Annotated in this window: 19 protein-coding genes; 12 read left to right on the forward strand and 7 right to left on the reverse strand. The window is 69.4% G+C overall.

What is annotated here, in order from left to right; all coding sequences use genetic code 11:
* Positions 1-116 precede the first annotated feature (116 nt).
* Positions 117-1,799: a fumarate hydratase gene (locus tag ABCR94_RS11125; RefSeq protein ID WP_347119045.1), complete on the forward strand. Its 1,683-nt coding sequence runs from the start codon at positions 117-119 to the stop codon at positions 1,797-1,799.
* Positions 1,800-1,977: 178 nt separating this feature from the next.
* Here ABCR94_RS11125 and ABCR94_RS11130 read toward each other — a convergent pair whose 3' ends face one another.
* Positions 1,978-3,510 carry a ricin-type beta-trefoil lectin domain protein gene (locus tag ABCR94_RS11130; protein WP_347119046.1) on the reverse strand — a complete coding sequence of 511 codons (1,533 nt, stop codon included), beginning with the start codon at positions 3,508-3,510 and terminating at the stop codon, positions 1,978-1,980.
* Between the two features lie 105 nt (positions 3,511-3,615).
* Here ABCR94_RS11130 and ABCR94_RS11135 point away from each other — a divergent pair, with 105 nt between their 5' ends.
* The 4 genes from ABCR94_RS11135 (at position 3,616) to ABCR94_RS11150 (ending at position 9,533) form a co-directional block, all read left to right on the forward strand.
* Entirely contained in the window at positions 3,616-5,025 is a 1,410-nt protein-coding gene (locus ABCR94_RS11135) for a class II fumarate hydratase (protein WP_347119047.1), read from the forward strand.
* 128 nt (positions 5,026-5,153) lie between these two features.
* The gene (fomD, locus tag ABCR94_RS11140; protein ID WP_347119048.1) at positions 5,154-5,819 is read left to right on the forward strand and encodes a cytidylyl-2-hydroxypropylphosphonate hydrolase; all 666 of its coding nucleotides are present in this window, start codon (positions 5,154-5,156) and stop codon (positions 5,817-5,819) included.
* Positions 5,820-6,061: 242 nt separating this feature from the next.
* Entirely contained in the window at positions 6,062-7,960 is a 1,899-nt protein-coding gene (locus ABCR94_RS11145) for an ATP-binding SpoIIE family protein phosphatase (RefSeq protein ID WP_347119049.1), read from the forward strand.
* 109 nt (positions 7,961-8,069) lie between these two features.
* Positions 8,070-9,533 carry a catalase gene (locus ABCR94_RS11150; protein ID WP_347119050.1) on the forward strand — a complete coding sequence of 488 codons (1,464 nt, stop codon included), beginning with the start codon at positions 8,070-8,072 and terminating at the stop codon, positions 9,531-9,533.
* A gap of 73 nt (positions 9,534-9,606) precedes the next feature.
* On the opposite strand, the gene ABCR94_RS11155 is transcribed toward ABCR94_RS11150, so the two are convergent.
* A complete protein-coding gene (locus ABCR94_RS11155) occupies positions 9,607-11,841 on the reverse strand; it encodes a transglycosylase domain-containing protein (protein WP_347119051.1) in 2,235 nt (744 codons plus the stop codon).
* 272 nt (positions 11,842-12,113) lie between these two features.
* Here ABCR94_RS11155 and ABCR94_RS11160 point away from each other — a divergent pair, with 272 nt between their 5' ends.
* The 5 genes from ABCR94_RS11160 to ABCR94_RS11180 all read left to right on the forward strand — a co-directional run bounded on the left by ABCR94_RS11160 (position 12,114) and on the right by ABCR94_RS11180 (position 17,299).
* Positions 12,114-13,049 carry an SPFH domain-containing protein gene (locus ABCR94_RS11160; protein ID WP_347119052.1) on the forward strand — a complete coding sequence of 312 codons (936 nt, stop codon included), beginning with the start codon at positions 12,114-12,116 and terminating at the stop codon, positions 13,047-13,049.
* Positions 13,046-13,354, forward strand: a complete 309-nt coding sequence (locus ABCR94_RS11165; protein WP_347119053.1) for a type II toxin-antitoxin system antitoxin — start codon at positions 13,046-13,048, stop codon at positions 13,352-13,354. The genes ABCR94_RS11160 and ABCR94_RS11165 overlap by 4 nt, the downstream gene beginning before the upstream one ends.
* A 344-nt stretch (positions 13,355-13,698) precedes the next feature.
* Entirely contained in the window at positions 13,699-14,223 is a 525-nt protein-coding gene (locus tag ABCR94_RS11170) for a PadR family transcriptional regulator (RefSeq protein WP_347119054.1), read from the forward strand.
* Positions 14,220-14,906 carry an ABC transporter ATP-binding protein gene (locus ABCR94_RS11175; protein ID WP_347119055.1) on the forward strand — a complete coding sequence of 229 codons (687 nt, stop codon included), beginning with the start codon at positions 14,220-14,222 and terminating at the stop codon, positions 14,904-14,906. The genes ABCR94_RS11170 and ABCR94_RS11175 overlap by 4 nt, the downstream gene beginning before the upstream one ends.
* Positions 14,903-17,299 (forward strand): ABC transporter permease, encoded by a 2,397-nt coding sequence (locus tag ABCR94_RS11180; RefSeq protein ID WP_347119056.1) that lies wholly within the window; start codon positions 14,903-14,905, stop codon positions 17,297-17,299. The genes ABCR94_RS11175 and ABCR94_RS11180 overlap by 4 nt, the downstream gene beginning before the upstream one ends.
* 78 nt (positions 17,300-17,377) lie before the next feature.
* Here the strand turns inward: ABCR94_RS11180 and ABCR94_RS11185 are convergent, their stop codons facing one another.
* On the reverse strand, positions 17,378-18,331 hold the full coding sequence (locus ABCR94_RS11185; RefSeq protein ID WP_347119057.1) for a hydrogen peroxide-inducible genes activator: 954 nt from the start codon (positions 18,329-18,331) through the stop codon (positions 17,378-17,380).
* A 131-nt stretch (positions 18,332-18,462) separates the two neighbouring features.
* Here ABCR94_RS11185 and ABCR94_RS11190 point away from each other — a divergent pair, with 131 nt between their 5' ends.
* Together ABCR94_RS11190 and ABCR94_RS11195 are read left to right on the forward strand one after the other, a co-directional pair.
* Complete coding sequence (locus tag ABCR94_RS11190; protein ID WP_347119058.1) at positions 18,463-19,017, forward strand: peroxiredoxin; 555 nt, start codon at positions 18,463-18,465, stop codon at positions 19,015-19,017.
* Positions 19,018-19,022: 5 nt separating this feature from the next.
* Positions 19,023-19,562 (forward strand): alkyl hydroperoxide reductase, encoded by a 540-nt coding sequence (locus ABCR94_RS11195; protein ID WP_347119151.1) that lies wholly within the window; start codon positions 19,023-19,025, stop codon positions 19,560-19,562.
* An 84-nt stretch (positions 19,563-19,646) separates the two neighbouring features.
* Here ABCR94_RS11195 and ABCR94_RS11200 read toward each other — a convergent pair whose 3' ends face one another.
* The 4 genes from ABCR94_RS11200 to phoH2 all read right to left on the reverse strand — a co-directional run bounded on the left by ABCR94_RS11200 (position 19,647) and on the right by phoH2 (position 24,335).
* Positions 19,647-20,393, reverse strand: coding sequence for a hypothetical protein (locus ABCR94_RS11200; protein ID WP_347119059.1), 747 nt, complete (start codon positions 20,391-20,393; stop codon positions 19,647-19,649).
* On the reverse strand, positions 20,390-21,727 hold the full coding sequence (locus tag ABCR94_RS11205) for an AI-2E family transporter (RefSeq protein ID WP_347119060.1): 1,338 nt from the start codon (positions 21,725-21,727) through the stop codon (positions 20,390-20,392). Before ABCR94_RS11205 ends, ABCR94_RS11200 begins: the two co-directional genes overlap by 4 nt.
* A gap of 129 nt (positions 21,728-21,856) precedes the next feature.
* Complete coding sequence (locus ABCR94_RS11210; protein ID WP_347119061.1) at positions 21,857-22,588, reverse strand: aggregation-promoting factor C-terminal-like domain-containing protein; 732 nt, start codon at positions 22,586-22,588, stop codon at positions 21,857-21,859.
* Between the two features lie 424 nt (positions 22,589-23,012).
* Positions 23,013-24,335 (reverse strand): RNA 5'-3' helicase PhoH2, encoded by a 1,323-nt coding sequence (gene phoH2, locus ABCR94_RS11215; protein ID WP_347119062.1) that lies wholly within the window; start codon positions 24,333-24,335, stop codon positions 23,013-23,015.
* Between the last annotated feature and the right edge of the window lie 17 nt (positions 24,336-24,352).

The following is a 24,352-nucleotide window of genomic DNA, read 5'->3' on the forward strand; positions in this document are numbered from 1 at the left end:
ACCGGAGAGCAACTGAGCCTTACCTCACCGGCTCACTGTCCGAGGGGCGTCTTACGCTGGTGGGCGCACTGCGCCAATGGAGGCCAGTCGCCGTCGCCGAGTGAGGAATGGCCGTCATGTCCCCTGTCTCCCGCCCGCCCAACCCGGCGTTTGTGTACTCCGATCTGCTCCCCCTGGGAGAGGACACCACGCCGTACCGGCTGGTGACCGCAGAGGGTGTCTCCACTTTCGAGGCCGAAGGCCGGACGTTCCTCAAGGTCGATCCCGAGGCGCTGCGCACGCTCGCCGCCGAGGCGATGCACGACATTTCGCACTATCTGCGGCCCGCCCACCTCGCGCAGCTGCGCAGGATCATCGACGACCCGCAGGCCTCCTCCAACGACAAGTTCGTCGCGCTCGACCTGCTGAAGAACGCGAACATCGCGGCGGCCGGCGTACTGCCGATGTGCCAGGACACCGGCACGGCGATCGTCATGGGCAAGCGCGGCCAGCACGTCCTCACCGAGGGCGGCGACGAGGAAGCCCTCTCGCACGGCGTCTTCGACGCGTACACCAAGCTCAATCTGCGCTACTCGCAGATGGCCCCGCTGACCATGTGGGACGAGAAGAACACCGGCTCGAACCTGCCGGCCCAGATCGAGCTGTACGCGACGGACGGCGGCGCGTACAAGTTCCTCTTCATGGCCAAGGGCGGCGGCTCGGCCAATAAGTCGTTCCTCTACCAGGAGACGAAGGCCGTCCTGAACGAGGCCTCCATGATGAAGTTCCTGGAGGAGAAGATCCGCTCGCTGGGCACGGCCGCGTGCCCGCCGTACCACCTGGCCATCGTCGTCGGCGGTACGTCGGCCGAGTTCGCGCTCAAGACCGCCAAGTACGCCTCCGCGCACTACCTGGACGAGCTGCCCGCCGAGGGCTCGCCGACCGGCCACGGCTTCCGCGACAAGGAGCTGGAGGAGAAGGTCTTCGAGCTGACGCAGAAGATCGGCATCGGCGCGCAGTTCGGCGGCAAGTACTTCTGCCACGACGTGCGGGTGGTGCGCCTGCCGCGGCACGGCGCCTCACTGCCCGTCGCCATCGCCGTGTCCTGCTCGGCGGACCGTCAGGCCGTCGCGAAGATCACCGCCGAGGGCGTCTTCCTTGAGCAGCTGGAGAGGGATCCGGCGCGCTTCCTGCCGGACACCACCGACGAGCACCTGGACGAGAGCGACGTCGTACGCGTCGACCTGCGCCGCCCGATGGACGACATCCTCGCCGAGCTCACCAAGTACCCGGTCAGGACCCGGCTCTCGCTGACCGGCCCGCTGGTCGTGGCGCGCGACCTCGCGCACGCCAAGATCAAGGAGCGGCTGGACGCGGGCGAGGAGATGCCGCAGTACCTGAAGGACCACCCGGTGTACTACGCGGGCCCGGCGAAGACTCCCGAGGGGTACGCGTCGGGGTCCTTCGGCCCGACGACCGCCGGGCGCATGGACTCCTACGTCGAGCAATTCCAGGCGGCCGGCGGCTCCAAGGTCATGCTGGCCAAGGGCAACCGCTCGCAGCAGGTCACGGACGCGTGCGACAGCCACGGCGGCTTCTACCTGGGCTCGATCGGCGGGCCCGCGGCGCGGCTCGCGCTCGACTGCATCAAGAAGGTCGAGGTAGTCGAGTACGAGGAGCTCGGCATGGAAGCGGTCTGGCGGATCGAGGTCGAGGACTTCCCCGCGTTCATCGTGGTGGACGACAAGGGCAACGACTTCTTCACCGAGCGGGCGCCCGCCGCCCCGACGTTCACCTCGATCCCGGTCCGTAAGCTCTGACGTCCAGCTCGGCGGACCGGACAACCAGGAGAGCGCCGGGATGCTCCCCGGCTACGAGCCGGCCCGCAAGACCGTGCGCGCCTCCTGAACCAGGCACTCGTACGCACCGGATCTGCCCCCGCTCGGCACACGAGCGGGGGCAGATCCCGTCACCGGGTCACCATGGGTCGGTGGGCGCTCAGATGAAGCGCTGGTTCGCCGCCCCCGTGCAGGGCTGGAGCCGCAGCTGGTCCTTCGCGCTCGCCAGGGTCACGCACAGCCCGGAGGCCGCCGCGGGGCGCAGGGTGTCCTGCTGCTGTACGAACTGCTGGTTGGCCGCGCCCGAGCAGTTCCAGAGGATCAGCCCGGCCCCCGCCTCGTACTTCGCGCCGGGGACGTCCAGGCAGCGGTCGTGGGTCAGTTCGGTGCGCAGCGACTTCTGGGCGCTGTCGAACCACCAGCCCTGATTGCGCCCGTCGTGGCAGTCCCAGCCGCCGACCGCCGTGCCGTTGCGGGTCGTCGAAGCGGGTACGTCGACGCAGCTGCCGGTGCCGGTGTTCTTCAGTGGCTTGTACGCGTCGTCCCAGGCGCCCGCGAACAGTGCAGGCTTTCCTGTGCTCGCCGGATCCGCGCAACCCGCTTCACGCAGGCCCGAGTTGTAGATCTGGGTGAGGCAGGACGCGAAGGCCGCGTGGCCGCGCACGTTCGGGTGGAAGGACTGGCGCAGGGAGTTGGAGTCCGGCGGGAAGGGGTTGGCGATGTCGATGTACAGGCCGCGCGCCCAGGCGTCCTCCATGCACACCTCGTGACCTTGGAAGAGGCGCGAGTTGTCGAGGTAGACGGAGCCGGTGTTCGCGGCGGCCGTGCGCATGCCGCGCTCGAAGGCCGGGACGGCGCTGTTGCGTCCCCACGCGGCGTCGGAGTCGTATCCCGTACAACCGCCGACGATCTTGCCGGGGAACTTCGGGTTGTCCTTGAAGTCGGGGCCGATGGGGCTGGGGTAGCCCATCGTGACCAGCTTGTAGTCGCCGTCGGCGTAGCCCGCGTCGCGCATGACGGTGCGCAGGTCGCGCAGGGTCTGCTCGACCTTGGGGACGAGCCCGTCGACGCGCGCCTGCCAGCCCGGCTGGTACTTGGGCTCGCAGGTGCCCTGGATGAGCAGCCAGCGGGTGACGCAGTCCGTCATGACGGGCCCGAACTGGAGGTCGTCATTGGCCCCCGCGACGAGCAGCACCATCTTGATCTTCGTATTGCGGGCCTTGACGGCGAGGTTGTCGCTCTGGACCAGCTCGTCGGCGTACTGCTTTGAGCCGCCGATCCTGATGTTTCCGGAGTACGCGCCCGAGCAGGAGACGTTATAGGTGACGTCGGCGGCGATGCCGGTGCGGTGGATGGCGGCGTCGGGCGAGCGGTGGCACCAGTTGGTGGGGCCGTTGGTGCCCGGTTCGTAGGTGCCGACGCCCTCACCGGAGATCTCGCTGTCGCCCAGCGAGATCAGCCCGGACTTGCGGTCGCCGAGCGGGCGCTCGGCCGGGTCGCCGTAGAGCTTGGCGGCCTCGGCCGCCCGGATCTTCTCCAGCTCGGGCGGCAGGGGTACCGATGCCGCGGCGCTCTCGGCCGTCGTATCGGCGGCAGTGGCGGGTGAGGTGGTGAACGCCATCCCGCCGAGTGCCGCCGTCAGCGCGACGGCGGCCGCGAACGTGCTGCGAACTCTGTGTCTGTTGCGCGTCATTGCGCCTCCACGGTTTCTTGTTACCCCCGGTATTTACTGGTCAGTAGGCGACTTGGGAATACATAGAACAAGACAAGTGCTCAACTTTTGCAGGAGGTACCACTGATGACGACCGACCACCACGGCGACCACGACGGCTACCGCGTCGAGCACGACTCGATGGGCGAGGTACGGGTGCCCGCGCACGCCAAGTGGCGGGCCCAGACCCAGCGCGCCGTGCAGAACTTCCCGATCTCCGGGCAGCGCCTTGAGCGGGCCCACATCGAGGCGCTGGCCCGGATCAAGGCCGCCGCCGCCCAGGTCAACGCGGAGCTCGGGGTGATCGACCAGGACATCGCCGGGGCCGTCGCCGCTGCCGCGGGCGAGGTCGCCGACGGCCGCTGGGACGAGCACTTCCCGGTCGACGTCTTCCAGACCGGCTCCGGCACGTCGTCCAACATGAACATGAACGAGGTCGTCGCCACCCTCGCCACCGAGCGGCTCGGCAGCCCCGTCCACCCCAACGACCATGTGAACGCGTCGCAGTCCTCGAACGACGTCTTCCCGTCCTCCATCCACATCGCGGCGACGGCCGCAGTGACGGGCGACCTGATCCCCGCGCTGGCGCATCTCGCGGAGGCGCTGGAGCGCAAGTCCGCCGAGTTCACGCAGGTCGTCAAGTCCGGCCGTACGCACCTGATGGACGCCACCCCGGTCACCCTGGGCCAGGAGTTCGGCGGTTACGCCGCGCAGATCAGGTACGGCGTGGAGCGCCTGGAGGCGTCACTGCCCCGCTTGGCCGAACTGCCCCTCGGCGGCACCGCGGTCGGCACCGGCATCAATACCCCGCCGGGCTTCTCCGCCGCCGTGATCGCCGCGGTCGCCCGCGCCACCGGGCTGCCGCTCACCGAGGCCCGCGACCACTTCGAGGCGCAGGGCGCGCGCGACGGCCTCGTCGAGACGTCCGGGCAGCTCCGGACCGTCGCGGTCTCCCTCACCAAGATCTCCAACGACCTGCGCTGGATGGCCAGCGGCCCGCGCACAGGATTGGCCGAGATCAGCCTTCCCGACCTCCAGCCGGGCTCGTCGATCATGCCCGGCAAGGTCAATCCGGTCATTCCGGAGGCCGTACTGATGGTCGCGGCCCAGGTGACCGGCAACGACGTGACGGTCGCGACGGCCGGCGCCGCGGGCAACTTCGAGCTCAATGTGATGCTCCCGGTGATGGCCAAGAACCTCCTGGAGTCGGTGCGGCTGCTCGCCAACGCGTCCCGGCTGCTCGCGGACCGCACAGTCGACGGCATCACCGCCAACGTCGAACGGGCCCGTGAGTACGCGGAGTCGTCCCCGTCCGTCGTCACCCCGCTCAACAAGTACATCGGGTACGAGGAGGCGGCGAAGGTCGTCAAGAAGTCCCTCGCCGAGCGCAAGACCATCCGCGAGGTGGTCCTGGAATCGGGCTACGTCGAGCGGGGCGACCTGACGGTGGTGCAGTTGGACGAGGCGCTGGACGTACTGCGCATGACGCATCCGTAGCAGGTGAAAGGAACAGCCGACGCGACAGCCGCCCGGACTCCGCCGCAACGGCGGACGTGACGGAGGCGGGCGATCACCGGCCGACCCGGATAGCAGCGGCAACGTACACGTACTCCTAAGATCTGCTCATGAGAGATACGGCAGGCAGGGTGCGTTGGGCGCCGGGGGACCACATCCTCTGGCGCTACCGCGGCAATGCCACCGAGCAGATCCACATCTGCCGTCCCGTCACCGTCGTCCAGGACACCGACGAGCTTCTCGCGGTGTGGATGGCGCCCGGCACGCAGTGTGTGAAACCGGTGCTCAGCAACGGCACACCGGTGCACGAGGAACCGCTCGCGACCCGGTACACCGCCCCGCGCACCACGGTCACCTCGCACTGGTGGGGCACGGGCGTGCTCAAACTGGCGCGGCCCGGCGACCCCTGGTCGGTGTGGCTGTTCTGGGAACCGGACTGGCGCTTCAAGTCCTGGTACGTGAATCTTGAGGAACCCAGGACCCGCTGGTCGGGCGGGGTCGACTCGGAGGACCACTTCCTGGACATCTCCGTGTACCCCGACCGCGGCTGGCACTGGCTGGACGAGGACGAGTTCGCCGAGGCCCGGCGGGCCGGACTGCTGAACACGGAGCAGGTCCGGCGCGTACGGGAGGCGGGGCGCGCGGCGGCCGGGGTCATCTCCGCGTGGGGAACACCGTTTCGGGACGGCTGGGAGGACTGGCGTCCTGATCCGAGGTGGACTGTCCCCAAATTGCCTGATGACTGGGACCGCACTCCGGCGCACATGGCGTCGTGAGACCCTTGATGCGCCCCCATGGTTCAAACGTAGGATCGTCCTCCGCAAGGCTGCGCCCTCGGCAAACCGAGGGCGTAGAGCAAGACTTGACCGCATGTCACCACAGGGGGCGGAGCCGTGCCCGGAAGTGAGTCTGTAACGTTCACGGCCCGCCGTCCTGTCGACGCCGCCCGCAGAGCGGGTATATCGCCACACAAAGCGATTGCATCGCACAAGCTCCCTGGACGGACGGAACCCCACGCGTGACGGAGCACCAGTCCACCTCGCACGAAGGCCGGCAGCCTCTGGCCGCCGGTCAGCACGAGCGCACCCGGCCGCGACAGGAGGAGATGTCCGCCCCGGCCCAAGGAGCGGTCCCGGGCCCCGATGCCTCCCCCGCTCCCGTCCCGCCGCAGAAACCCGCGGCGGGATCGGACGCCCCCGAATCCGCCACGCCGCCCGATCCCGCGGGCGTGGCGCGGAGTGAGGGCGACCGGCTGCGGTTCGTGGGCGCGGCCACCCGCCGGATCGCCCGCGGCATAGACCTCGACGAGATCGTGCTCGGCCTGTGCCGGGCATCGGTTCCGACGTTCTCCGACGCGATCCTCGTGTATCTCCGCGATCCGCTGCCGGTCGGTGACGAGCGGCCTGCCGTCCCGTTCATGCTCCGCCTGCGCCGTACCGACCGGCTGCGGCTGGCCGACGACGGGGCGGCGGAGCTGGACGTCCAGGCGGAGGCACTGCCCGCGGCGCAGCTGTGCGAGGTGCGCAGCGGCGGCGCGCTCGCCGAGGTGCTGCGGGGCGTACGGCCGGTGTTCGGCGACTCCTCCGCCGCTCTGGCGGCGCTGCCCGAGCTCCTCGGGGACGCCCTCGCCATACCGGACGGGCGGCGCGCGATCCTCGCCCCGCTGCGCGGCCGGCGCCGGGTGATCGGCGCCGCGGTCTTTCTGCGGCGCTCCGAGCGGCCCGCCTTCGAGGCCAATGACCTCCTGGTGGCCGCCCAGTTGGCGACCCACACGGCGCTCGGCATCGACAAGGCCGTGCTGTACGGGCGCGAGGCGTACATCGCCGACGAGCTGCAGCGCACCATGCTGCCCGACTCGCTCCCCCAGCCGACCGGCGTCAGGCTCGCCTCGCGCTATCTGCCGGCCGCCGAGACGGCCCGGGTCGGCGGCGACTGGTACGACGCGATCCCGCTGCCCGGCAGCCGGGTCGCCCTGGTCGTCGGTGACGTCATGGGCCACTCCATGACCTCCGCCGCGATCATGGGCCAGCTGCGCACCACCGCCCAGACGCTGGCCGGTCTCGACCTGCCGCCGCAGGAGGTGCTGCACCACCTCGACGAGCAGGCGCAGCGCCTGGGCACCGACCGCATGGCGACCTGCCTGTACGCCGTGTACGACCCGGTGTCGCACCGGATCACCATCGCCAACGCCGGGCATCCGCCGCCCGTCCTGCTGCATCTGGGGGGCCGCGCCGAGGTGCTGCGGGTGCCGCCCGGCGCGCCCATCGGGGTCGGCGGCGTCGACTTCGAGGCCGTCGAGCTGGACGCCCCGGCCGGCGCCACGCTGCTGCTGTACACCGACGGGCTCGTCGAGTCCCGGCTGCGCGACGTATGGACCGGCATCGAGCAGCTGCGCGAGCGGCTGGCCGCGACCGCTCAGCTGACCGGCCCGGACCACCCGCCGCCCCTGGAAGCCCTGTGCGACGAGGTGCTCGACATGCTCGGCCCCGGCGACCGGGACGACGACATCGCGCTGCTCGCCGCCCGCTTCGACGGGATCGCGCCGAGCGATGTCGCGTACTGGTTCCTGGAGCCGGAGGAGCAGGCCCCGGGCCGGGCCCGCCGACTGGCCCGCAAGGCGCTCACCCGTTGGGGCCTGGAGGAGCTGTCGGACTCGATGGAGCTGCTGGTCAGCGAGGTGGTGACCAATGCCGTGCGGTACGCGGAGCGTCCGGTGACGCTGCGGCTGCTGCGCACGGATGTGCTGCGCTGCGAGGTCGGCGACGATTCTGCGCAGCTGCCGAGGCAGCGCAAGGCACGTGACACCGATGAGGGCGGACGCGGCCTTTTCCTGGTGAACCGGCTGGCCGAGCGGTGGGGAGCGACCCGGCTCTCGACCGGCAAGGTGGTCTGGTTCGAACTGGCCACTCATACATAGACCAGAATTGGACCGTGTCCAAGTGTTGCCGACATCGCGTCGGCGGAGTTGACTGCTGTGGTGGGCGAAGCGACCTGAAACCCTCATCCCTCACCACGGGAGGACGCTCGTGACCGAGGCACCCAAGGCCACGTACACGACCAACAACGCCGGGATCCCGGTGGAGAGCGACGAGCACTCGCTCACCATCGGGCCCGACGGACCGATCCTGCTGCAGGACCACTACCTCATCGAGAAGATGGCCCAGTTCAACCGCGAACGGGTACCCGAGCGAGTGGTCCATGCCAAGGGGGCTGGCGCGTACGGCTTCTTCGAAGTCACCAACGATGTCAGCCAGTTCACCAAGGCGGACCTCTTCCAGCCGGGCAAACGGACAGACATGCTGGCCCGCTTCTCGACGGTCGCGGGCGAGCAGGGTTCGCCCGACACCTGGCGCGACCCACGCGGTTTCGCGCTGAAGTTCTACACGGAGCACGGCAACTACGACCTCGTCGGGAACAACACCCCCGTCTTCTTCGTACGTGACCCGATGAAGTTCCAGGACTTCATCCGCTCCCAGAAGCGCCGCCCGGACAGCGGGCTGCGCGACAACGACATGCAGTGGGACTTCTGGACGCTGTCCCCCGAGACCGCGCACCAGGTGACGTGGCTGATGGGCGACCGCGGCATCCCCAAGTCGTACCGCCATATGAACGGCTACAGCTCGCACACCTATCTGTGGGTCAACGCGGGCGGCGAGCGGTTCTGGGTGAAGTACCACTTCAAGACCGACCAGGGCATCGAGTTCCTCACCCAGGACGAGGGCGACGCCCTCGCGGGCAGCGACGGCGACTGCCACCGCCGCGACCTGTTCGACTCGATCGAATCGGGCAACGCGCCGAGCTGGACCCTGAAGGTCCAGATCATGCCGTTCGACGACGCCCCCGACTACCGCTTCAACCCCTTCGACCTCACCAAGGTGTGGCCGCAGGGCGACTATCCGCTGATCGAGGTCGGCCGGATGACCCTGAACGAGAACCCGGAGGACTTCTTCGTCCACATCGAACAGGCCTCCTTCGAGCCCTCGAACCTGGTGCCGGGCATCGGCCCGTCCCCGGACAAGATGCTGCTCGGCCGGCTCTTCTCGTACCCGGACACTCACCGGTACCGGATCGGCCCGAACTACCAGCAGCTGCCGCCGAACCGGCCGCGTTCGCCGGTCAGCTCGTACGCGAAGGACGGACCGATGCGGTACGAGCCGTCCCGCACGGGAGCGGTGTACGCGCCGAACTCCTACGGCGGGCCCGCGGCCGACACCGCGCGCTTCGGCGAGCCGGCCGGCTGGGCGTCGGCCGGCGAGATGGTGCACCACGCGTACACGCTGCGCAGCGAGGACGACGACTGGGGCCAGCCGGGCACGCTGGTGCGCGAGGTCCTGGACGACGCCGCGCGCGACCGGCTGGTGTCCAACATCTCCGGGCACCTGCTGGGCGGCGTGAGCCGGACCGTGCTCGACCGCGCGCTGCAGTACTGGCGCAACGTCGACAAGGGCCTCGGTGACCGTATCGCCACCAAGGTGAACGGGACCGTCTGATCCCTGACGCGGCTGTGCGGCGGGCACCCGAGGGTGCCCGCCGCACAGCTGCGTCTGTCGCTCCGGAGGTGCGCTAGAACCCCGGCAGGCCGGTTTCGTCGTCCTCGTCACCCTCGCCCGGCGGCGGTGAACTCGACGTCGTGGGATCGGGGCTCAGCGTCCCGCTCGGCGTGGTCGGAGGCATGCTCGGGGACGACGGCGGCGGGCTGCTCGGGGTCGTCGGAGGCGTGCTCGGCGTGGTCGGCGGCGTGCTCGGGGTCGACGGAGTCGCGCTCGGCGTCCGGGTCGGCGACGGAGGGTCGGTCGGCGGCGGGCTGTAGGTGTCGCCGGAGTCGATCTTCAGGTCGAAGTCGGCGTCGGAGCCGCCGTTCAGGGCGCCGAGCGTGTAGTCCGCCCAGATCTTGGCGGGGAAGCCACCGCCGTTGGCGCGTCCCGAATTGGCCGTGCCGGTCAGCGTGACCTGCTTGCCACCGTCGGCGGACTCGCCGAAGAGGGCGACCGCGGTGCTCAGCTCCGGGGTGTAGCCGACGAACCAGGCGGACTTGTTCAGCTCCGAGGTGCCGGTCTTGCCCGCCGCCTTGTACGCGCTGCTGTTGGCCTCCTGGGCGGTGCCGCCGCGCACGACCCCGGTGAGCACCTTGGTCACGCTGTCGGCCGTCGAGCGGCTGATCACCTGGCTGCCGATCGGGTCGGGGAGATCGACCTTGCCGCCCTCACGGTCCTTGTGCTCCGCGGACTTCACGATGGACGGCAGGACCCTCTTGCCGTGGTTGTCGAGGGTCGCGTAGACACCCGCCATGTCCATCGTGCTGGCGCCCATCACACCGAGGGACATGGCGGGGCGCTCGTCGAAGCCGCCCTTGTCCTCCATGCCCATCTCCATCGCGGTGTCCTTCACCTCGTCCGGGCCCACGTCGACGATCATCTGCGCGAAGACCGCGTTGACGGAGCTGTTCATGGCCTTCTGGACGGGGATGCGGCCGTAGGACTCGTTGTTCTCGTTCTGCGGGGCGAACGCGGTGGCGCTGCCCTTCACGGGGCGCCTGCTGGTGCCGTCGTAGATCGTGTTGGGCGTGATCGGTGTGCCGTCCTGGGTCTCGGCGTCGTTCTCCAGGGCGGAGGCGAGGACGACCGGCTTGAACGTCGAGGCCGGCTGGTAGTCGGAGCGGGTGGCGTTGGATATCCAGTGCTTGGTGGCGTCCTGGCCGCCGTAGAGCGCGACCACCGCGCCGGTCTTGGGATCCACCGAGGTCGCACCGGCCTGAAGCGTCGCGTCGACCTTGTTGTTCTTGCGGTCGAGCTTGGAGTCCAGCTGCTGCTTGACCGCCTGCTCCAGCTTCTTCTGCCGCTTCTCGTCGATGTTCAGCGTGATCGTCCAGCCGCCCGCGTCGATCTCCGCCTCGCTGACGCCCTGCTTGCGCAGCTCGTCCTTCGCGGCCTTGATCATGTAACCCCGCTGGCCTTCCTCGCCGGGGGCGCCCTTGGGGTGCTGCGGCTTGGGGAACGTCAGCCCTGAGCGCTTGCCCTGGTCCAGCTCACCCATCTCGACCATGTTGTCGAGTACGTAGTTCCAGCGGTCCTGGACCAGCTTCTTGCTGACCGGGCCCGCCGACGACCAGTCGTACTGGCTGGGGGCCTGGAGCAGCGCGGCGAGGTACGCGCCCTGCTGGACGTTGAGCTTCTCGGCGTCGACGCCGTAGTAGGCCTGGGCCGCGGCCTGGATGCCGTAGGCGCCGCGGCCGTAGTAGCTGGTGTTCATGTACCCGGCGAGGATCTCGTTCTTGGTCTTCTTCCGGTCCACCTTGATCGAGATCACCAGCTCCTTGAGCTTGCGGGTGACCGTCTGGTCCTGATCGAGGTAGTAGTTCTTGACGTACTGCTGGGTGATCGTCGAGCCGCCCTGCTTGCCCTTGCCGCTGAGGGTGTTGATCAGGCCGCGGGCGGTGCCCCTGAAGTCGACGCCGGAGTCCTTGTAGAAGCCCTTGTTCTCGGCGGCGACGAAGGTCGACTGGACCTCCTTGGGGATCCGGTCGAGGCCGACGATCTCCCGGTTGACCTTGCCCGTACGGGCCATGATCTTGCCGTCGCTGTACTTGTAGACGTTGCTCTGCAGCTCGGCCTGGACGTTGGCCGCGGGCACGGGCACGTAGACGTAGAGCGCGACGAAGGCCGCCATGGCGAGCAGGCACAGCCCGAAGAACGTGCCGAGCAGCTTCTTGAACGTGAAGAAGCGGCGTATGCCTCCCGCCTTCTTCTTAGCCCGGCGCGCACCACGCTTCCGGTCCTGTCTGGCTTCTGCTCGGCCCATTACTCCGTCGCTCCGCTCGTCGAGCCCCCTGATATCAGCTCAGAAAGCTAACACCGCACCTACGGACAAAGGGCACCCGATCCGGTCTTTTCCGGACGTGACAATCAGCACCCGTCTCTCAGGAACCGACTCATGAGAGGGGTCCAGGGTTGCGAGGCGGGTCGCACAGGTTTGTGGCGCGCCTTAATGTGTTATCACTTTGCTAGAGAATGTCGGCCGTACGCACGCACCATCGGCTCACCATCTGCTCACCATCGAAACGGGGACCCACCATGCCCATCACCAGCACAGACACCCCCGCCGACCTGCCCGACATGCCCGCACCACAGGTCCGGGAATTCACCGCGCACAGCATCGCGGGCGGTCTCGCGCTGCTGCTCGGTCTGCTCGGCCTGCTCGTCGGGGCGGGGCTCATCGCCGTCGCCGCCCCCGTCACCGCGACCGGCCTCAAGGCCGCGCTGGTCGTCGTCGGCGCGCTGGTCGCGACCGGCGCCTGCTTCGCGATGGCCGGGCTCAACATGGTCGCGCCGGGCGAGGCCCGCGTCGTCCAGCTCTTCGGCCGCTACCGGGGCACGATCCGCACCGACGGGCTGCGCTGGGTCAACCCGCTGACCACCCGCTCCAAGATCTCCACGCGTATCCGGAACCACAAGACCGCGGTCCTGAAGGTCAACGACGCCTACGGCAACCCGATCGAGCTCGCCGCGGTGGTGGTCTGGAAGGTCGAGGACACGGCGCAGGCGAGGTTCGAGGTCGACGACTTCCTGGAGTTCGTCGCGACCCAGACCGAGGCGGCGGTACGGCACATCGCGATCGAGTACCCGTACGACGCGCACGACGAGGACGGCCTGTCGCTGCGGGGCAACGCGGAGGAGATCACCGAGAAGCTCGCGGTCGAGCTGCACGCGCGCGTGGAGGCGGCCGGGGTGCACATCATCGAGTCCCGCTTCACCCACCTCGCGTACGCGCCCGAGATCGCCTCGGCGATGCTTCAGCGGCAGCAGGCGGGGGCGGTCGTCGCGGCCCGCAAGCTGATCGTCGAGGGCGCGGTGGGGATGGTCGAGATGGCCCTCACCCGGATCGCCGAGCAGGACATCGTCGAGCTCGACCCCGAGCGCAAGGCGTCGATGGTGAGCAATCTGATGGTGGTGCTGTGCGGCGACCGGGCCGTTCAGCCTGTGCTCAACACCGGCACGCTCTACCAGTGACGGATCCGCAGCCGGAGCCGCAGCCACGGCGGCAGCCGCGGCCGCGCAAGCAGGTGCTGCTGCGGTTGGATCCGGCGGTGCACGATGCGCTGGCGCGCTGGGCGTCGGAGGAGCTGCGCAGCGCGAACGCGCAGATCGAGTTCCTGCTGCGCCGCGCCCTCGCCGACACCGGCCGCCTCCCCGGCACCGCGTCCCCGATCCGCCGCCGGGGACGGCCGCGGGGGGCGGCGCAGCCGCCGGATACGGGCGGGGATGCGGCTCCGGATGCGGGCGGGGGCCGGGAGCCGGAGCCGCCGGCGGGGTAGGGCGGGGCGGGCGCCTGCGGCGGGCTTGTTCCCCTACCCGCCCCTTCCCGAAGCCGGGGGTACCCCCGGACCCCCGGACGCCCTTCGGGCGTGTCCTCAAGCGCCGGACGGGCTGAATTTCAGCCCGTCGAGGGGGTCCCTCCTATGCCCTTAAGGCAATGGGGGAGCTTGAGGACCGGGGTCTGGGGCGGAGCCCCACCACGCGGCGGCAGCCGCACAATGACACAGCGGGAAGGGGCGGGGAGGGGAAAGCGCCGCAGACAACCCGCACCAAAGCGGCGCCCCCGCCCGCACCCGCACACCACTATACACACCATGTATACCCACCATGTATAGTGCTCCGTATGTCAATCGGACACACCCTCCTCGGCCTGCTCGAATCCGGCCCCCGCCACGGCTACGACCTCAAGCGCGCCTTCGACGACAAGTTCGGTCAGGACCGGCCGCTGCACTACGGCCAGGTCTACTCGACCATGTCCCGGCTCCTCAAGAACGGCCTCGTCGAAGTCGACGGCATAGAGTCCGGCGCCGGCCCAGAGCGCAAGCGGTACGCGATCACCGACGCCGGCATCACCGATGTCGACCAGTGGCTCGCCCAGCCCGAGAAGCCCGAGCCGTACCTCCAGTCGACGCTCTACACCAAGCTCGTCCTCGCGCTCCTGACCGGCCGCAGCGCCGCCGGCCTGCTCGACGTCCAGCGCGCCGAACACCTGCGACTGATGCGCATCCTCACCGACCGCAAGCGCAAGGGCGATCTCGCCGACCAGCTCGTCTGCGACCACGCCCTTTTCCACCTGGAAGCCGACCTGCGCTGGCTGGAACTGGCCGCCGCGCGCCTCGACAAGCTCGCCACGGAGGTACGGGCATGACTCCCGCCGGCTCCCTGCTCAGCGCCGACAATCTACACAAGGCGTACGGCCCCACCCCCGCCCTCGACGGCGCCCACTTCTCGATCCACGCCGGCGAGATCGTCGCCGTCATGGGCCCGTCGGGCTCCGGTAAATCGACCCTGCTGCACTGTCTGGCCGGGATCGTCACCCCGGACTCGGGCACCATCACATACCAGGGCCAGGAGCTGTCGTCCATGCCCGACGCCCGGCGCAGCGCACTACGCCGCAGCGACTTCGGGTTCGTCTTCCAGTTCGGCCAGCTCGTCCCGGAGCTGACCTGCGTCGAGAACGTCGCGCTCCCCCTGCGCCTGAACGGCGTCAGGCGCAAGGAAGCCGAGCGTGAGGCCCTGCGCTGGATGGAGCGCCTGGAGGTCGACGACCTCGGCCACAAGCGCCCCGGCGAGGTCTCCGGCGGTCAGGGCCAGCGCGTCGCCGTCGCCCGCTCCCTCGTCTCCTCGCCCCGTGTGCTCTTCGCGGACGAGCCGACCGGCGCACTGGACTCTCTCAACGGCGAGCGCGTCATGGAGCTGTTCACCGAGGCCGCCCGGTCGGCCAACGCAGCCGTCGTCCTGGTCACGCACGAAGCGCGCGTCGCCGCCTACTCCGACCGCGAGATCGTCGTACGCGACGGAAAGTCCCGTGACCTGGAGTTCTCCGCATGACGCTCACCGCCAGGCGGCCCGCATCCGACACTCCCCCGGCCCCCGCCCCGCCCACCGGCCCGGCCGCCTGGATCCGCGACCTCGGCCTCGGTATCCGCTTCGCCGTCTCCGGCGGGCGCGAGGGCTGGGTCCGTACGATCCTGACCGCCGTCGGCGTCGGCCTCGGCGTGGGCCTGCTGCTCGCCGCCGCGTCCGTGCCCTCGCTCAACGAGACCCGGCTGGAGCGCACCAACGCCCGCATCCCCACCAGTTCGGAGATGGACCGGCCCAAGGCCTCCGACACCACGGTGCTCTGGGGCTTCGCGGGCACCGAGTTCCGCAACTCGGCGATCGACGGGAGGCTCCTGCGCGCGGACGGCGCGAACCCGGTTCACCCGCCCGGCATCAAGAGCGTCCCGGCACCCGGCGAGATGTACGTGTCCCCCGCGCTCAAGGACCTGCTCGGCTCCGCCGATGGCAAGCTGCTCAGGGAGCGCCTGGACGAGCGCATCGTCGGCACGATCGCCGACCCCGGCCTGGCCTCCCCGAGCGAACTCCTCTACTACCTCGGCAGTTCGACGCTCACCCGCGACTCCGGCGGCTACCGGACCACGGGTTACGGCGGGGACGAGAAGCACGAGCCGATGGACCCTGTCCTGGTGGTCGTGATCATCCTGATCTGTGTGGTGCTGCTGGTTCCGGTGGCCATCTTCATCGCCACCGCCGTCCGGTTCGGCGGCGAGCGGCGCGACCGCAGGCTGGCCGCGCTGCGCCTGGTCGGCGCCGACATTCGGATGACCCGGCGGATCGCCGCCGGCGAGGCCCTGTTCGGCTCGGTGCTCGGCCTGGTCGTCGGCGTCGGCGTCTTCCTGGCTGGCCGTCAACTCATGGGCGGCGTACAGATCTGGCGCTTCAGCGCCTTCCCCCAGGACCTGACCCCCGTCCCGGCGCTCGCCGCGCTGGTCACCCTCGCGGTACCCGCGGCGGCCGTCGCCGTGACGCTCGTCGCGCTGCGCTCGGTGGCCATCGAGCCGCTGGGCGTCGTACGCAACAACCGCACCCGTTCCCGCCGGCTGTGGTGGCGGCTGCTGGTCCCCGTCGCGGGCATGGCGGTACTGCTGATGACCGGTAGCGTCGACGGCCAGACCCAGGCCGTTGATCCGTACCCCATCGCGGGGGGCGCGGTGCTGGTACTCCTCGGGCTCATCCTGTTGCTGCCCTGGCTCGTTGAGGCCGTGGTGGCCCGTCTCGGCGGCGGGCCCGTTCCCTGGCAGCTGGCCACCCGCCGACTCCAGTTGAGCAGCGGCACAGCCGCCCGCGCGGTCAGCGGCATCACGGTCGCCGTGGCGGGCGCCATCGCGATGCAGATGCTGTTCGCCGCGATCCAGGACGACTTCACCAGGGTGACCGGCGAGGACCCGTCCAGGGCCCAGATCAGCGTCATGGCGGAGGTCGCCAATGGTGAGCTGGCGAACCGGATGATCGAGGACTTCCGCGCCACCAAGGGCGTGGAGAAGGTCATCGGCATCGTCCGGACGTTCGTCGTCCTGCCGGGCAACGGCACGGTGAACGGCACCCGGCCGACCTCCACGCTGACCGTCGGCGACTGCGCGACCCTGCGCGAGCTGGCCCGTATCAGCTCCTGCAAGGACGGCGACACCTTCGTCGCGCACACCGAGGACTCCAAGCTGAACGACTGGATCGACAAGACCGCGCGGATCGGCAAGCCGGTCAACGTCAACCCGTTCACGAGGGAGGACGGTTCGAAGCCGGTGCTGTGGACCCTGCCCAAGTCGACCCGGATGGTGCAGGCCAGGCCCGACCCGTCGGGCAACGTCCACGACGGCATCTACGCCACTGTGGGCGCGGTCGACCCGGCGGGCCTGCCCGAGGCGACGACGCATGCCCAGGTCAAGGTCGACCCCAAGGTGGCGGACGCCACGGAGTACGTACGCAACACCGCCGCCCGGATCGGCCCCGGCCTGCAGGTATCCACACTCCACGCGACCGAGCGCGACAAGCAGTACGCGAGCGTGCAGACCGGGCTGCTGGTCGGGGCGAGCGCGACGATGATGCTGGTCGCTGCGAGCATGCTGGTCTCGCAGTTGGAGCAACTGCGGGAGCGCAAGCGACTGTTGTCGGTCCTGATCGCGTTCGGCACGCGCCGCGCCACCCTCGGGTGGTCCGTGCTGTGGCAGACGGCGGTCCCGGTGCTCCTCGGTCTGACGGTCGCCATCGGCGGCGGTCTCGCGCTCGGCGCGGCGCTGCTCAGGATGATCAACAAGCCGGTGAGCGACTGGTGGGTGTTCCTGCCCTTCGCGGGCGCGGGCGCGGCGCTGATCCTGACGGTGACGCTGCTCAGCCTGCCGCCGTTGTGGCGCATGATGCGGCCGGAGGGGCTGCGGACGGAGTGAGGCGGGGGTGCGGGTGCGGGTTGCAGGGTGCGGGCGGGCCGCTGCGCGGGGCCTGTTCCCCACCCCGCCGCAGGCGGCCTACCCGGCGTCCCCCACCACCCGCACCGGAAGCTCCGCCATCGCCCCCCGCAGCGCCTGCGCGAACGCCTCGAACTCGCCCTGGCGCGCCGCCCCCGACCGCATCGCCAGCGCGACCCGCCGCGACGGCGCCGGATCGGCGAAGTACCCGGTGACCAACTGGTCGTTGCGGTCGGTCTCGACCCGTACCGCCGTGCGCGGCAGCAGCGTCACGCCGAGGCCGCCCGCGACCAGTTGGACCAGCGTGGACAGCCCGGCCGCGGTCGTCGTCACCGGCGCGCCGTCCACCCGGCCCGCCTCGCGGCAGATGTCGAGCGCCTGGTCGCGCAGGCAGTGCCCCTCGTCGAGCAGCAGCAGATGCAGCTCACCCAGCGCCGAGCGCGGAATGTCCGAACGCCCGCCAAGCCAATGGCCCTTGGGCGTGACCAGCACGAAGTCCTCGTCGAACAGCGGCAGTTCGGTCACCCCGGGCACCCCGAGCGGCACCGCGAGCAGCAGCAGATCGAGCCGGCCGGCCGCCAGCCCCTCCAGGAGCGAGGAGGTCTGCTCCTCGTGCACCTGGAGATCCAGTTCCGGATAGCGCTCGTGTACGAGCCTGAGCACCGTCGGCAGCAGATACGGCGCCACCGTCGGGATCACCCCGAGCCTGAGGACCCCGGTGAAGGGGGCCCGTACCGCCTCGGCCTCCTCCAGCAGCTCCCCGACCGCGTCGAGCACCGCCCTGGCCCGCACCGCGAGCCGCTCGCCCGCCGGGGAGAGCAGCACCTTGCGCGTCGTGCGCTCGACGAGCTGCACGCCCAGTGTCTCCTCCAGCGCCGAGACAGCCCCGGACAGGGCCGGCTGGCTGGTCCCGATCGCGGCGGCGGCGTCGCGGAAGTGCAGGTACTCGGCCACGGCCACGAACGCCCGCAACTGCGACAGGCTGGGCTGTTTGCCCCTATGTACGACAGCCACTGATAGGTACCTCCGATCACGTCGAGCAAGTCTAGCTATTTCCGCGATCAATACCTCCTATGTCACTCTGGGGATCCGTCCAACCCCAGGAAGTCGCCCAAATGGGATTTCCTTCGCTGCAAGGAGAGCGCGTGCTCACTGTTGGTGACAAGTTCCCCACGTACGACCTCACTGCCTGTGTCTCCCTGGAGACCGGTCAGGAGTTCGAGCAGATCAACCACAAGTCCTACGAGGGCAAGTGGCGTGTGGTCTTCGCGTGGCCCAAGGACTTCACCTTCGTCTGCCCCACCGAGATCGCCGCGTTCGGCAAGCTGAACGAGGAGTTCGCGGACCGCGACGCGCAGGTCCTCGGCTTCTCCGGTGACTCCGAGTTCGTGCACCACGCCTGGCGCAAGGACCACCCGGACCTGACGGACCTGCCCTTCCCGATGCTGGCCGACACGAAGCACGAGCTCATGAGTGACCTCGGCATCGAGGGCGAGGACGGCTTCGCGCAGCGCGCGGTCTTCATCGTCGACCCGAACAACGAGATCCAGTTCACGATGGTGACCGCCGGCAGCGTGGGCCGTAACCCCAAGGAAGTCCTCCGGGTTCTCGACGCCCTGCAGACCGACGAGCTGTGCCCGTGCAACTGGACCAAGGGCGAGAACACCCTTGACCCGGTCGCCCTCCTGTCGGGCGAGTGACCGCGATGTCCCTCGACGACCTCAAGTCCGCCGTACCGGACTACGCCAAGGACCTCCGCCTGAACCTGGGCTCGGTCATCGGCAACAGTGACCTCCCGAAGCAGCAGCTCTGGGGCACCGTGCTGGCCTGCGCGATCGCCTCGCGCTCGCCGAAGGTGCTTCGCGAGCTGGAGCCCGAGGCCAAGGCCAACCTCTCCCCCGAGGCGTACACCGCCGCCAAGTCGGCCGCGGCCATCATGGCGATGAACAACGTCTTCTACCGCACGCGTCACCTGCTCTCCGACCCTGAGTACGGGACGATGCGCGCCGGTCTGCGGATGAACGTCATCGGCAACCCGGGTGTGGAGAAGGTCGACTTCGAGCTGTGGTCGCTCGCCGTCTCCGCGATCAACGGCTGCGGCCAGTGCCTCGACTCGCACGAGCAGGTCCTGCGCAAGGCCGGTGTCGAGCGTGACACCGTCCAGGAGGCCTTCAAGATCGCCGCGGTGATCCAGGCCGTCGGCGCGACCGTCGACGCCGAAGCGGTCCTCGCGGAACTGTCGTAGCAGTACGTCGTACGTACGAACGGCCCCGCAGACAGTGCGTCTGCGGGGCCGTTCGCGCGTTCCGTCCGACAACGCGACAGCGGGTCAGCGCTTGAGCGCGGCCAGAAGGTCGCGAGCGTCCTTAACCATGAGGGGGCGGACCGAGGACGGGTCCAAGGACACCGTCGGCTCCTTGTCCGTGGTCTCCTCGTCCCCGGTGTAGGTCATGCTGACGCCGACGTCGAGTGTGAGCACCGCTCCCCCGTCCAGAACCTTCAGCCGGAGCGCCTGCATGCCGTCGTCAGTACCGTCGTCCATCACGAAGTACGCCTTCTCGCCGAGCTCGGGCACCGCTTCCTTCGCCCCGGCCGGTGGGGAGCCGGGCCAACGGGCCTCGGTGACAGTGGCCTCGAACTCCGGCCCCGGGTCGGTCTTCTTGTGCAGTTCGACCAGCGTCTGGACTTCATAGTTCAGGGTGAAGTCGTCCCCTGCCTGCTGCCCATCGGGCACCAGCAAGAAAGAACATTCGCCCCGGTCCAGCGCACTGTGCTCGCTGGCCATCTCCACCGGTTCCTCCGCCTTCGTACCCAACTCTCCACCCAGCGCGCTCAATTCGACCTCCGCGCAGAGCCCCTTCCCCACCTTGTACCCCCGCGAGTCCACCCCGCCGTCGAGCCCGGCCACGTACAGCCCGCCCGCCCACAGCGCGGACGCCAGCAGTGCGCCGCCCACCGCCCAGGCCCAGCGCGGGACTTCGCGGCGTGGGCGCTTGGGGGCCGGATCGTCTTCGGCGAGGGTGTCCGGGCCGTCCGGCGGCCCTATTTCCCCCTCCAGCTCAGGCTCGGAGATCATTCCTGCTCCACCGGGCGATCCGCCGAAGCCGGGGTCGGCGCCACCGCGCCGTGCGGCTGAGGGGCCGCGCGCAGGGCCGCCTCGTTGCTGTACGACCGCAGGTAGCCGACCACCGTATTGGTCACCGCGACCAGCGGCACCGCGACCACCGCGCCGCCGATGCCGGCGACCAGGCCGCCCGCCGCGACCGACAGGACAACGGCCAGCGGGTGTACGCGTACCGCCCTGCCGAGGATGAAGGGCTGGAGCACATGCCCCTCTATCTGCTGCACCGCGAGCACCACGGCCATCACCATCAGCGCCGTGAACGGGCCCTCGGTGACCAGCGCGACCACGATCGCCAGCGCCCCGGACATCACCGCGCCGACGAGCGGGATGAAGGCGCCAAGGAAGATGAAGACGGCGAGGGGCACGGCCATCGGGATGTCCAGGAAGAAGAGCCCCAGGCCGATGAATATCGCGTCGATCATGGCCACTATCACCGTGCCGCGCACATACGCCGTGAGCGTGCGCCATGCGCGCGGCCCCGCGCCCGCGACGCCGGGCCTGGCCGGGGAGGGCACCAGCTTGAGGCTCCACTCCCAGATGCGCTTGCCGTCGTACAGCAGAAAGAGCGTCGAGAACATCGCGAGCAGTATGCCGGTGAGGAACTCGACCATGACCGTGACGCCCTGCAGGCCCGCCGAGGTGATCTCCTCGGTGTTGGTGCCCACCGCGTCGCTCAGGTTCTTCGCGATGTCGTTGATCTGGTCCTCGGTCACATGGAACGGGCTGTTGAGGAGCCAGCGCTTGAGCTCCTCGATGCCGTCCCTGAGCCGGTCGGAGAGGTTGTCGAGGTTCTCCATGACCTGCCACACCACGAACCAGCCGACCAGGCCCATGATGACGAAGCCGAGGATCGCGGTGACGGCGGTCGCGAGGCCGCGCGGCAGTCCCACGCGCCGGAGGCGGGCGACGGTGGGCTGGAGCATCGCGGTGACGAGCAGGGCCGCGACAAAGGCGAGGACCACCAGCTGTACGGAGCTGATGATCTTCATCAGTACCCAGAGCGTGCCTGCCAGTACGAGCAGCCGCCAGCCGGCCTCGGCCGCGACGCGCATCCCCCACGGAACGGCCGCGACGGGGTCGGGCCTGGCCGCGACGGCGGGAGCGTAGGCGGGCGGCGCGGGGACGTGTTCGACACCGACCGCCGCGTCCGCGGGCGCGGCGAGCGGCCCTTGGGCGATCAGCTGATCCGGGTCGGCGTCCGCCTCGGCCCGGCGCTCTTCCAAGCGCGCCCCCACCCGGGTCAGCCCGTCACCCACCCGGCCGAGCCATCCTGGCACCTTCGACATGATTGATCCTCTTCCCCCGCAACTCCGCTGAGGGAGTTGGCCGGACCCGACCGTACACGGGGAGAGCCCCCCACCATAGGACGGTGGAGGGCTCAGCCGAGTTGAGCGCCAGAAGACCTGATGCCCGTACTAGTACCAGTTGTTCGCCTGCCAGAACTGCCACGCGCCACAGGGGCTGTCGTAGCGCTCGTTCATGTAGTTGAGGCCCCACTTGATCTGCGTGGCCGGGTTGGTCTGCCAGTCGGATCCCGCGGAGGACATCTTGGACGCGGGAAGCGCCTGGACGAGACCGTACGCACCGGACGAGGGGTTGCTCGCCTTGTAGTTCCAGGTCGACTCGTGATTCACGATGTTGCTGAAGCACTGGAACTGGTCGCCGGGGATCATCTGGCGCGCCATGGCCTGAACCTCGGCCACGGAGTAGGAACCCTGCGGGGAGAAGCTGGAAGCGTCACGGGACGCGGAGCGGGAGGCGACCTGCGACTCCTCCTTCTCACGCTCCTTGGCTTCCTTGGCGGCCTTGGCTGCCTTCGCCTCGGCCTCCGCCTTCTCCTCGGCGGACTCCTTCTTCGCCTTGGCATCCTTGGCGGCCTGAAGACGGGCCGATTCCTCGGCCGACTTCTTGGCAGTCGCGTCGGCGGCATAGGCCTGGGCGTCGGCCTGCTGCGTCAGGGACGCGGTCTGCACCTGGGCCTGCTGGCCGGCAGGGATGTCTGCGAGGAGCGTCGTGTCGGCTGCGGTCGCCTCGAAGTTGTCGTTCGAGGGCAGAGTGTCGCCCGAGGCGACGCCCACTACGGCGCCGACAGTGGTGACCGCGGTAGCCGAAGCCACGGCGAATCCCCGGACCGAAATCCGGCTCACACGGTTTCCTTCCAGCAGTGCCCGCTCGGGTGACCTCGCGGACGCAATCGTGCCCCTGGCACTGGCCTCCCTGACACTTTGTCACAGGAGACACTGGCCCGTTGGGCAACTCCCGTTAAGGGAGAGCCGTGTGGTGCTCGGGCGACATACGGCGAAGACTGTTGAGTTGTGCGGTATTGCACCGCGGGTGTTGCGGGTGTGCCGTATGCGGGGCCTGACGGAAGCAAGACTCTGCCGGAACCAGACGCCGGGAAGCAATTCTCCGCTGCGTGTGAAAGCTCACACGTCGTTTACGCCGGAAGTTTCTCGGAAACAGGCGCGCAGCGCGGCGCCGCCCGGCTATGCTCCTGCGCTTCGCCGGGCGGCGCCAACTGCCTTTTGCCCTCAATGGGTTACCGAACGGGCTACCCAGGGCCAGAGAGGGTCAGATCTGCCCTTCCTCCAGCATTTCGGTCACCAGCGCCGCGATCTGGGAGCGCTCGGACCGGGTGAGGGTGACATGCGCGAAGAGCGGATGGCCCTTCAACTTCTCGACGACGGCGACCACTCCGTCGTACCGGCCGACCCGCAGATTGTCGCGCTGCGCGACATCGTGGGTCAGCACCACCCGGGAATTCGTCCCAATCCTGGACAGAACCGTCAGCAGGACGTTCCGCTCCAGTGACTGGGCCTCGTCGACGATCACGAACGCGTCGTGCAGCGAGCGGCCGCGGATGTGCGTGAGCGGCAGCACTTCGAGCATGCCGCGCCCCAGCACCTCCTCGATCACCTCGCGGCTCGCGACGGCCGAGAGCGTGTCGAACACCGCCTGCGCCCAGGGGCTCATCTTCTCGGACTCGGAGCCGGGCAGATAGCCGAGCTCCTGGCCGCCCACCGCGTACAGCGGGCGGAAGACCATCACCTTCTGGTGCTGGCGGCGCTCCAGCACGGCCTCCAGGCCCGCGCAGAGGGCCAGGGCCGACTTGCCGGTGCCTGCCCGGCCGCCCATCGACACGATGCCGACCTCGGGGTCGAGGAGCAGATCGAGCGCGATGCGCTGCTCGGCGCTGCGCCCGTGGATCCCGAAGGCCTCCCGGTCGCCCCGTACGAGCCTGATCGTCCCCTCGGGGGTGACTCGGCCCAGCGCCTTGCCGCGCTCGGACTGGATCACCAGACCCGTATGTACGGGAAGCTCGGCGGCGGCCGGTTCGTACACCGTTTCCTCGGTGTAGAGCAGGTCCACCTGCTCGGCGGAGAGCGAGAGCTCGGACATCCCTGTCCAGCCGGAGTCGGTGACGGCGAGCTCGGCGCGGTACTCCTCGGCGAGCAGCCCGACCGAGGATGCCTTGATCCTCAGCGGCAGGTCCTTCGACACCACCGTGACGTCGAAGCCCTCGGCCTGGAGATTGCGCGCGACCGCCAGGATCCGCGAGTCGTTGTCCCCCAATCGATAGCCGGCCGGGAGCACGCCGGGATCGGTGTGGTTGAGCTCGACACGGAGGGTCCCGCCCAGGTCGCCCATGGGGATGGGGGCATCGAGGCGTCCGTACCGCACCCGGCAGTCGTCGAGCCGGCGCAGGGCCTGCCGGGCGAAGTAGCCGAGTTCGGGATGGTGCCTCTTGGCCTCCAACTCCGTGACCACGACGATCGGGAGCACCACTTCATGCTCGTCGAACCGGGCCATGGCGTTCGGGTCGGCCAGCAGGACGCTGGTGTCGAGAACGTAAGTGCGCCTGTCGGGCATGCGGCGCTTAGTACTGGTCACCACGGAAGGACGTACCCCCT

It is taken from the genome of Streptomyces changchenzhani (assembly GCF_039766235.1).
Lineage (GTDB): Bacteria > Actinomycetota > Actinomycetes > Streptomycetales > Streptomycetaceae > Streptomyces.

Excerpts from the sequence above, each read along its gene's own strand:
- fomD (WP_347119048.1), top strand. The coding sequence starts at position 5,154 with ATGAGAGATACGGCAGGCAGGGTGCGTTGGGCGCCGGGGGACCACATC.
- ABCR94_RS11155 (WP_347119051.1), bottom strand. The coding sequence starts at position 11,841 with ATGGGCCGAGCAGAAGCCAGACAGGACCGGAAGCGTGGTGCGCGCCGG.
- ABCR94_RS11200 (WP_347119059.1), bottom strand. The coding sequence starts at position 20,393 with ATGATCTCCGAGCCTGAGCTGGAGGGGGAAATAGGGCCGCCGGACGGC.
- ABCR94_RS11170 (WP_347119054.1), top strand. The coding sequence starts at position 13,699 with ATGTCAATCGGACACACCCTCCTCGGCCTGCTCGAATCCGGCCCCCGC.
- ABCR94_RS11130 (WP_347119046.1), bottom strand. The coding sequence starts at position 3,510 with ATGACGCGCAACAGACACAGAGTTCGCAGCACGTTCGCGGCCGCCGTC.
- ABCR94_RS11205 (WP_347119060.1), bottom strand. The coding sequence starts at position 21,727 with ATGTCGAAGGTGCCAGGATGGCTCGGCCGGGTGGGTGACGGGCTGACC.
- ABCR94_RS11175 (WP_347119055.1), top strand. The coding sequence starts at position 14,220 with ATGACTCCCGCCGGCTCCCTGCTCAGCGCCGACAATCTACACAAGGCG.
- ABCR94_RS11135 (WP_347119047.1), top strand. The coding sequence starts at position 3,616 with ATGACGACCGACCACCACGGCGACCACGACGGCTACCGCGTCGAGCAC.
- ABCR94_RS11195 (WP_347119151.1), top strand. The coding sequence starts at position 19,023 with ATGTCCCTCGACGACCTCAAGTCCGCCGTACCGGACTACGCCAAGGAC.
- ABCR94_RS11125 (WP_347119045.1), top strand. The coding sequence starts at position 117 with ATGTCCCCTGTCTCCCGCCCGCCCAACCCGGCGTTTGTGTACTCCGAT.
- ABCR94_RS11160 (WP_347119052.1), top strand. The coding sequence starts at position 12,114 with ATGCCCATCACCAGCACAGACACCCCCGCCGACCTGCCCGACATGCCC.
- ABCR94_RS11180 (WP_347119056.1), top strand. The coding sequence starts at position 14,903 with ATGACGCTCACCGCCAGGCGGCCCGCATCCGACACTCCCCCGGCCCCC.